The following is an 8,412-nucleotide window of genomic DNA, read 5'->3' on the forward strand; positions in this document are numbered from 1 at the left end:
ATTTTCTGGAAGAAGGGCAGCAGGATGAACGATACATCCAACAACAGGCGCGGCAGCCGCAAATTGTCCGGCAGCGGCAGATCTCGCACCGCCAAATAAAGCAGCCCCCAGCTCAACAAAAGCGGGATTAGGAGCAGATAGTTGGATTCGGCCAGCAGGGGTCGATCCACCACCAGCGGAAACAGAGGGCTGATCCCCCAGAGCAGATAGAGGTAAAAGTTGAAGTTCAGAAGCGGCTGCAGCAGAGGGGGCACCTTGAGGCGTTGACCTTGGGATCCGATCCCGTTTACCTGAGCTGCGATTTTCTGGCCCAGGGATCCACCTTTTTGAGGGGTTTGCGCTGCCGGAGCCGCCCGCCAACCGCAGTGGTCGCAGTAGGGAGACTTGAACCGGTAGGCCGGGATCGGCTTGCCACAGGAAGGGCAACGTTGGATCGGACGAGGTTGAGAACTGGAGGCCATGACCACTCGCGGTACTTCTGCTCTAACGTGCCCCAATGGCTCTTAGTTTACTCCCAGGGCAAATGACAGTGTGATACAGGCTGCTCCCAAAGCCGCGCCGGCCATGACCTGCACGGGAGTGTGGCCCAGCAATTCTTTCAGGTAGGGTTCTTGGAAACGGTCGGCGCCCTTTTCTTCAAACCATTCTTCCAGGAGGCGATTCAGCACCCGCGCCTGTTTTCCGGCGGCTTGGCGGATCCCCGCGGCATCGTACATCACCACCAATGCGAAAACCACCGTCGCGGCAAACAGCAGGCTGTCCCAGCCTTCCTGCATCCCCACCCCAATGGACAAAGCCGTCACCAACGCTGCGTGGGAGCTGGGCATTCCCCCGGTTTCCACCAAGACTCGCAGGTTAACCTTGCCCGACCGTACATAGGAAAGGATCAGCTTGATGGCTTGGGCCAACACACTGGCCAGCAAAGCAACCCAGAGGACATGATTGGCCATCAACTGTTGCAGCATACGGCTCTCCAGCACAGACATGCGAGCAGGGTCTCCAGGGATCCCATCTGATCTTGTCCCCTTGTCCTGTCCTAATGCTGACGGCGAGTGATGAAATCTGCCAGGGCCAACAGCGGCTCTGCCCGCGATCCATAGGGGCGCAACGTTTCCTTGGCCGATTGAATCAGCTCCTCGGCTTTTTGCCGGGAGGCCTCTAGGCCCAACAAGCTGGGATAGGTGGCTTTGGCGGCAGCTTGATCCTTTCCTGCCGTTTTGCCCAGTTGCTCGCTGGTGGCGGTGATGTCCAAAATGTCGTCCACAATCTGAAAGGCCAAGCCAATATCGCGGGCGTAGCGGCTCAGGTGGGCCAGCAGCTCCTCATCTCCCCCCGCCAGGATCCCTCCCGAAACCACCGAGACTTCCAATAGAGCGCCGGTCTTGTGGCTGTGAATGTACTCCAAAGTTTCCAGGGAAATGGCTTTGCCCTCCGACTCCAGATCCACCACCTGTCCCCCCACCAAACCGGTTGCCGCCACAGCATGGCCAATGCGGGCAATCACCTGCAACACCAACTGCGGCGGTACCCCCTGAGTTTGGCTGGCAATGTGCTCAAAGGCAAAGGCCAGCAGGGCATCTCCTGCCAAGATGGCAATGTCTTCGCCGAACACCTTGTGGTTGGTGGGTTTGCCGCGGCGAAAGTCGTCATTGTCCATGGCCGGCAAGTCGTCATGGATGAGCGACATGGTGTGGATCATTTCCAGGGCACAGGCGGTAGGCAGAGCCTGCTCCACAGTGCCGCCGGCCAACTCGCAAGCAGCCAGACAGAGGATGGGCCTGAGGCGCTTCCCCCCTGCCAATAGGCTGTAGCGCATCGCCTCGTAAATGCGCTCCGGATAGGCGGGAACCAAAGCTGCAGAGAGAGCTTCTTCCACCTGTTGCTGACGCTGGCTCAGGTAGGCTTTCAGGTTAAAGGTTTGGGCAACCAAGCGGGGTTTCCTCTCAACTCGGCAATGGGGGGATCCTTGTCGAGCCGTTCTTCAACAGACTTGTCAGGTGTCATTATCTCATGTCCACTTTAATTGGGGATCCCAGCCCAGAGGCCAAAAGGGTAAGAAGTAACAGCAAGTTGCAGCCGATGAAGAAACTGCAGGGATCCTGAGCCGCCAACTTGCGGTTGCTGTCGCCACAATGTCAGGATTCATAAGGATCTTTAGCCGGATTGCCCTCCTATGTCCCACTCGCCTGTTCAGCTCAGCGCCACCTCCTCCACCGCCAGCGGTGCGGAGCACTTGGGTGACCGTTTGCTGCGGGCGGCCCGAGGGGAAGTGCTGGATCGCCCTCCAGTTTGGATGATGCGCCAGGCGGGTCGCTACATGGCGGCCTACCGCGAGCTGCAAAGCAAGTACACCTTTAAGCAGCGTTGCGAGATCCCGGAGCTGGCCGTCGAGATCTCGTTGCAACCGTTTCGGGCCTTTGCCCCTGATGGAGTGATCCTGTTCAGCGATATCCTCACCCCCCTTGAGGGCATGGGGATCCCTTTTGAGCTGGTGGAGCATCAGGGGCCAATCATCGACCCGCCGATTCGTTCGCAAGCCCAAATTGAGCGCATTCGCCTCCTGGAACCGGAAGAAAGTCTGCCTTTCATCAAGACCATTCTCAGCACCCTGCGCCGCGAGGTGGAAGGAAAAGCGACGCTGCTGGGGTTTGTCGGCTCCCCCTGGACTCTGGCCTGCTATGCTGTGGAAGGGCGCAGCTCCAAAGATTACGCCCACATCAAGAGCTTGGCCTTCGCGCAGCCGCCATTGCTGCATCAGTTGCTGAGTAAGCTGGCCGACAGCATTGCCCGCTACGTGATCTACCAGATCGAGTGCGGCGCCCAGGTGGTGCAGTTGTTCGATACTTGGGCCGGACAGCTCAGCCCAGTCGATTACGAGTGTTGGGCCTTGCCCTACCAAAAGCAAATTGTGGATCAGGTGAAAGCTCGCTATCCGCAGGTGCCACTGATCCTCTACATCAACGGCAGCGCCGCTTTGCTGGAGCGGGTGGGCAAAGCCGGCATCGACGTGTTCAGCCTCGATTGGATGAGCGATATGGCAGAGGCCAGGGCTCGCCTGGGATCCCTAGCGGTGCAGGGCAATCTGGATCCAATGGTGTTGCTGGGATCCCCGGAGTTCATCCGGCAGCGCACCCTAGAGGTGATTCGAAAAGCCGGATCCCGTGGGCATATCATGAACCTGGGCCACGGCATTCACCAAAGCACTCCAGAGGCCAATGTCCATTACTTTTTCGAGACGGTGCGCCAGTCGGCAGAGCTCCTAAAAGCCCTCTAGCCTAACAGGCAGCGCGAACCCCTCCTCCCTGAAGCGTTTTGCTCAACTTTTGCTCTAAGGTTGCACGGCCATCTCCAGGGATCCCCGGTGTACATCAGCGTCATCATTCCCACCTACAACCGCCGTCCCATTTTGGAGCAGTGTCTGCGGGCCCTGGCGCAGCAGCAGCCCGGCCCCTACGAGGGCTACGAGGTGGTGGTGGTGGACGATGGCTCCACCGATGGCACAGTGGAATGGCTGCAGAACAACCCCGTTGGCTTGCCCCAGTGGAAACTGTTGCAGCAGGAGCACCGTGGCCCCGCCGCTGCCCGCAACCTGGGGTTTCGCCACGCCCAGGGATCCCTCATCGTCTTTATCGACAGCGACCTGGTGGTGGTGGATCACTTCTTGGCCAGCCACGCCCAGATGCTGCGGCGGCACGGCGTTACAGGGGATCCCCGCTCCCCCCACGAGGCTAAGGTCTTCACCTACGGGCGGGTGATCAACACCAGCAATTTTCAGGATCCCCGCTCCGAACCCTTCAAGCCCACCGATTTTTCGGCAGCCTTTTTCGCCACCGGCAACGTGGCCATTGCCCGCCATTGGTTGGAGCTGGCCTGCGAAACCCCCGCCGGCCCCTTTGACGAGCGGTTTCACCTCTACGGCTGGGAAGACCTGGAGCTGGGGGTGCGGCTAAAACGTTTGGGCCTGCGCCTGGTCAAGTGCCCCCAGGCCACCGGCTACCACTGGCATCCGCCCTTTGAGCTGCAGCAGATCCCAGGATTGATTGAGCGGGAACGGCAGCGGGGCCGCATGGGTATTCTCTTTTACCAAAAACACCCCACCTGGGCCGTGCGCCTGATGATCCAACTGACGCCCCTGCACCAATTCCTGTGGGGCCTTTTATCCCTGGGGGGCTGGCTGAACGAGAAGCGGGTGGAACCGCTGCTGCGCTGGTTGATCCGGCATGGCCGCTCGCAGTTGGCCTTGGAGCTGTGCCGGATTTTTTTCCTCAACTGGTACAACGTGCAGGCCGTTTACGAAAGCTACAGAGCGATGAAGGCGCGAAATAAGGGGATCCACTCTGCTTGAGCTGCCACCAGGGCGGGGTAAATAAGCCGGCCATAATCCTTGCCGGGAATCAGAGGCTGGCCGGGATCCGGATCGGTGCAGCTCAGGGGTTCCCAAACGGCGCCGGCCCCCTTGACAATGACCCACACTGCCGCCACATCCCAGATCTTGGGCGAGCGTTCTACCGCCCCCAAAAGGCTGCCACCGGCCACCGCCAGCAGGTTGTAGGCAGCGCCCCCCAACATCCGCGCTTTGCAAGGGAATTGCGGGCTAATCCAATGGCTGCTGCGGGAACAGAAATTAAACAATTGGTTGGGGCCGGGTGAGGCGGTGCTAGGACGGATTGGCTGGGGACAGGCGGGATCCCGGTCGTGGCGGGTGAGAAAAGCCCCTGCTGCTGCATCCCCAGGAAACCGAGGCCAATAACCGTAAAAAGTCTGGCGGATGGGCGGCAGATGGACACAGCCAAACACCGGCACGCCCCAATGCAGCAAAGCCAAGGAGCTGCCCCAAATGGGGATCCCACGGGCAAAATTGGTGGTGCCATCCAAAGGATCCACTACCCAACACCACTCCTTCTCGGGAAAAATGTGGTTGGATTCCTCGCTCAGATAACCGTGATCGGGGTAGGCAGCGGCAATGGCCCCTTGAAAAGCGCGATCCGCCCACTGGTCAGAAGAGGTTACCAAGCTGCCGTCGGCTTTTAAGGACTCCGTCCCGCTGGCGCGAACCGTAGGGTGGGCCTGGCCAAAGTCTGCCAAGAGCTGGGATCCCACGCTGGCCGTAGCCTGCAAGGCAAACTCGGTAACCTCCAGCCAGAAAGGGGATAGAGCAGCAGTTGCAGAAGGAGCACTCATGCCCCAATCCTAGCGGGATCCCTGGCTTTTGGGGTGGAAAAGGGGTCGCAATGGCAGCGGATCCCTCACAAGCAGGTTCTAGGCCCATAAGCTGAATAGAATCAAATCATAGGTAAACTCCCCAGCTGGCCACCCTCCTCCATGAACCAGCGCCTGATTGGACAACTGATTGGCAACCGCTACCGGCTGACCCGCCACATCAGCGAGGGTGGCTACGGCAATGTGTTCGAGGCGGTGGATACCCAGCTCAATGACGAGCTGGTGGCCGTCAAGTTGTTGCGCCCGCCGCCCCCGGACATGGGCCCAGAGTACTACCAGCAACTGCAGCAACGCTTCATGGATGAGGCCAGGGTCAGCGCTCTATTGGGCGAGCACCCCAACATCGTGCAGGTGCGCTCTTACGGCCTGTACCAAAACCAGCCCTATCTGGTGATGGAGTACCTGAATGCCAAACCCTACAGCGGCCAGGGGTTGGACTATGTGCTGGCTCGGGAAGGCCCCCTGCACCCAGAGCGAGTGGTGAACTTGGCTCTGCAAATTTGCTCTGCCCTGCACCACGCCCACAACTTTCAGATGGATCTGGGCAAGCACTCCATTCGCGGCGTCATCCACCGCGACATTAAACCCAGCAACATCTTTGTGCAGAAAGGGCCCGATGGGAAAGAGCGGGTCAAGATCCTGGACTTCGGCATTTCCAAGCTCATGGGGGAGACCTCTCGTGGCCTGACGCAGACGGGCTATTTTTTGGGCACGATGGTCTATGCCTCGCCCGAGCAAATGCGCGGAGAAAAGCTGGATGGCCGCTCCGACATCTATTCCCTGGGGGTGGTGCTGTACGAGCTGTTAACTGGTGCGTTGCCCTTCGAGCCGGATACCGACACCTTGCAGGGCTGGTACCACGTCCACAACTTTCAAAAGCCCCGCCCCTTCCAAGACCACAAGCTAGCCCACCCCATCCCCGCTGCCCTGGAGAAGGTTGTCCTCCAGTGCCTAGAGAAAGACCCTGCCCTCCGCCCGGCCAACATGGAAGTGCTCGGCCAGCAGCTACAGGCTGTCTATGGAAACAAGATCGCCCCTCCTGCCCCGTTCGTTCCCTCAAGTTCATCTCCTGCATCTCCAGGTGTTCGTCCCCAGCGGATCCCGACCGGATTTGGCCAGCCGACTTCCCAACAGCCCCGAACTGCCCCAGTTGAGGAAGAAAAGCTACAACGGGCGGTAAGGCTGATCGAGGCAGGCGAGTACAAGATGGCCGTCCATTTGCTCAATGAGCTGATCCAGAGCGCCCCCAACGAAGCCCGCTACTATCTCTACCGCGGTCTGGCCCACCAACGACAGGGGCATTGGGGCCTTGCCCAGATGGACTATCAAGGGGTGCTGCGGCTGGAACCGGGTAACCCTTCAGCGGAACAGGGACTGCGCGAGGTGGAACAGAAGGTTGGGCAGGAACATGTCAACAGCAAGTCCGGCTCTCATCTGTTGGATGCACCCCTGAATGCACCCCGCCTGGGCAAAGGGTCGGCGTTGAGTTGGCTCTTGGCCAATTGGGGGGCGGCTGGGATCGGCTACCTGGGGCTGGGGGCATCAGCGCCTCTGCTGGCGGCTTTGGGATCACTACAAGAAGCGGTGGCTGGAGCCGGCCTTGGCTTGCTGATGGGGCTGCTGCAGTGGCTGGTGTTGCGGCGGCAGGTTTCGGTGGGATGGGTGGCTGCAACTTTGCTGGCCACGGCTTTGGGCTGGGCGGCGGCGGATTTCCTCGCTCCCCAGGTGGGGGTAGCAACCTCTGCTTTTAACCCGACGGATCCCTGGCTCCAAAATGTCTTGCAGGCAATGGGAGATGCGCTGCGCGGTTTGCTGGTGGGGGTCGGCGTTGGTGGGCTGCAATGGGCCTTGTGGTCTCAGCGCTGGAAAGGTAGCCGGGCTTGGATCTTGGCGGCAGTTGCCGAAGGGGCAGGATCGGCTCTGTTGATGGGTTGGCTGCTGGCCAATACTACCTTGAACAGTTGGCTGCTGCTGATCGTGGGGCTACTGGCCAACACGCGCCCCCTTAGCGCAATGGTGCTTTTGAATTTGCGCCGGATCCCTCCTGTTCAAAATCAACAACAAGCCTCTTAGGCCCCAGGGATCCCGTTTCGAAAAACAACCGCAGTTCGACAGTCCCTTTGACTCTCTCTAGGAAAGAGGGGAGCCAGGAATTGAAATAGATCATCATGGTACTGGATCCACCTGGCTATGGGCAATTTGGCTTGGGATCCCGTAAAGCAATGGCAATTCAACTGCAACATTCAAGCAACAAAAAGGCCCCCTTTCGAGGGCTCTTTTGAGGATACTATTGCGCCGTTTTACCGTGGTTTTCGACCTGGAAAATCCAGTGTAGGATACCGGGGATGATTGTTGATAGTTTCCAAATCTAAGTTTGGCTTACTGCTCTCACATCCACTTCCCATCCTAATTGTCGAAGGGTATAGATCGCAAAAACATAACGGCAGTCACCAACGCCGCAGAATCCTTTTCCAATCATACCCCATTTTTGGGATGTGCCTGTCAAGTGCTCATAAGGGCTAGGATGAAAGATAGCTTGACTTGTTGCCGGCCATGCTCGGTTCCTGGTTAGACAACATCTATGGCGCTTGGTTTCTGCCGGAGCGCACTTTTCGGGCACTGCGGGAACAGCCCGTTCTCTGGCAAGCCTTTGGGGTGGTGGGGCTGCTTAACGTCCTAGAGGCGATTCGCCGCTCTGGGGCAAGCCTGCCGAGCATGGTGCTGGCAGTACTGATGGGATCCCTGGGCTGGGTGAGTTTGGCGGCTTTGCTGCAGTTGCTGGCCTTCTGTTTAGGTCGGGCTGCCCCTTCCTTTTCGGCGCTGCTGTGCTTGACGGGGTTTGCCGGCTTGCCGTGGCTGCTGCTGGGGCCTGCTCAATCGTTGGGTGGGGTACTGGGATCCCTGCTGGGCCTTGCAGCGCTGCTGTGGTTTGTGGTTTGGCAGGTGCGGGCGGTAGCTGTAGCGCTGGATTTGGAGTGGTGGCGCCTGGTGGGCCTGATCCCATTGGCTTTCCTAGGGGGGATCCTGTCCCTGAGCTGGCTGACCAGCGGCGTCGTTGCTCTGGCTTCCTTGCGCTAAAGCTTATAGTTGTTTCAGGTTAGGGTGAGACGCCTGGGCTACCAAGAAAAGCCTTCTGGTTCTGCGTATTGTTGCTCCGCAACGCTATTGCTATGCCTACGGCACCCTGACGGG

At 59.2% G+C, this 8,412-nt stretch carries 8 protein-coding genes; 4 read left to right on the forward strand and 4 right to left on the reverse strand.

Translation table 11 applies throughout. From position 1 onward, the window contains the following. The 3 genes from NW856_RS12285 to crtE all read right to left on the reverse strand — a co-directional run. Window positions 1-461: hypothetical protein (locus NW856_RS12285; protein WP_414400500.1), on the reverse strand; the 461-nt coding region annotated here is incomplete at its 3' end. Between the two features lie 42 nt (window positions 462-503). Beyond that, on the reverse strand, window positions 504-986 hold the full coding sequence (locus tag NW856_RS12290; protein WP_414400501.1) for a divergent PAP2 family protein: 483 nt from the start codon (window positions 984-986) through the stop codon (window positions 504-506). Window positions 987-1,036: 50 nt separating this feature from the next. Next, window positions 1,037-1,930: a geranylgeranyl diphosphate synthase CrtE gene (gene crtE, locus NW856_RS12295; RefSeq protein ID WP_414400502.1), complete on the reverse strand. Its 894-nt coding sequence runs from the start codon at window positions 1,928-1,930 to the stop codon at window positions 1,037-1,039. 243 nt (window positions 1,931-2,173) lie between these two features. Between crtE and hemE the strand changes: the two genes are divergently transcribed. Beyond that, window positions 2,174-3,274, forward strand: a complete 1,101-nt coding sequence (gene hemE, locus NW856_RS12300; RefSeq protein ID WP_414400503.1) for a uroporphyrinogen decarboxylase — start codon at window positions 2,174-2,176, stop codon at window positions 3,272-3,274. Window positions 3,275-3,361: 87 nt separating this feature from the next. Then, the gene (locus NW856_RS12305) at window positions 3,362-4,345 is read left to right on the forward strand and encodes a glycosyltransferase family 2 protein (RefSeq protein ID WP_011433457.1); all 984 of its coding nucleotides are present in this window, start codon (window positions 3,362-3,364) and stop codon (window positions 4,343-4,345) included. Here the strand turns inward: NW856_RS12305 and NW856_RS12310 are convergent. Then, window positions 4,300-5,181, reverse strand: a complete 882-nt coding sequence (locus tag NW856_RS12310) for an inositol monophosphatase family protein (RefSeq protein ID WP_414400504.1) — start codon at window positions 5,179-5,181, stop codon at window positions 4,300-4,302. The genes NW856_RS12305 and NW856_RS12310 overlap by 46 nt on opposite strands. A gap of 141 nt (window positions 5,182-5,322) precedes the next feature. Between NW856_RS12310 and NW856_RS12315 the strand changes: the two genes are divergently transcribed. Then, window positions 5,323-7,293, forward strand: a complete 1,971-nt coding sequence (locus tag NW856_RS12315) for a protein kinase domain-containing protein (protein ID WP_414400505.1) — start codon at window positions 5,323-5,325, stop codon at window positions 7,291-7,293. Between the two features lie 480 nt (window positions 7,294-7,773). Then, window positions 7,774-8,298: a YIP1 family protein gene (locus NW856_RS12320; protein WP_414356283.1), complete on the forward strand. Its 525-nt coding sequence runs from the start codon at window positions 7,774-7,776 to the stop codon at window positions 8,296-8,298. The last annotated feature ends 114 nt before the right edge of the window (window positions 8,299-8,412 follow it).

Origin of the sequence: Synechococcus sp. R3-13 (assembly GCF_047462195.1) — a bacterium.
Lineage (GTDB): Bacteria > Cyanobacteriota > Cyanobacteriia > Thermostichales > Thermostichaceae > Thermostichus.

What these genes read in the sequence shown, in the direction of transcription:
- NW856_RS12290 (WP_414400501.1), bottom strand. Translation starts at nt 986, where the DNA reads ATGTCTGTGCTGGAGAGCCGTATGCTGCAACAGTTGATGGCCAATCAT.
- hemE (WP_414400503.1), top strand. Translation starts at nt 2,174, where the DNA reads ATGTCCCACTCGCCTGTTCAGCTCAGCGCCACCTCCTCCACCGCCAGC.
- NW856_RS12310 (WP_414400504.1), bottom strand. Translation starts at nt 5,181, where the DNA reads ATGAGTGCTCCTTCTGCAACTGCTGCTCTATCCCCTTTCTGGCTGGAG.
- NW856_RS12315 (WP_414400505.1), top strand. Translation starts at nt 5,323, where the DNA reads ATGAACCAGCGCCTGATTGGACAACTGATTGGCAACCGCTACCGGCTG.
- NW856_RS12320 (WP_414356283.1), top strand. Translation starts at nt 7,774, where the DNA reads ATGCTCGGTTCCTGGTTAGACAACATCTATGGCGCTTGGTTTCTGCCG.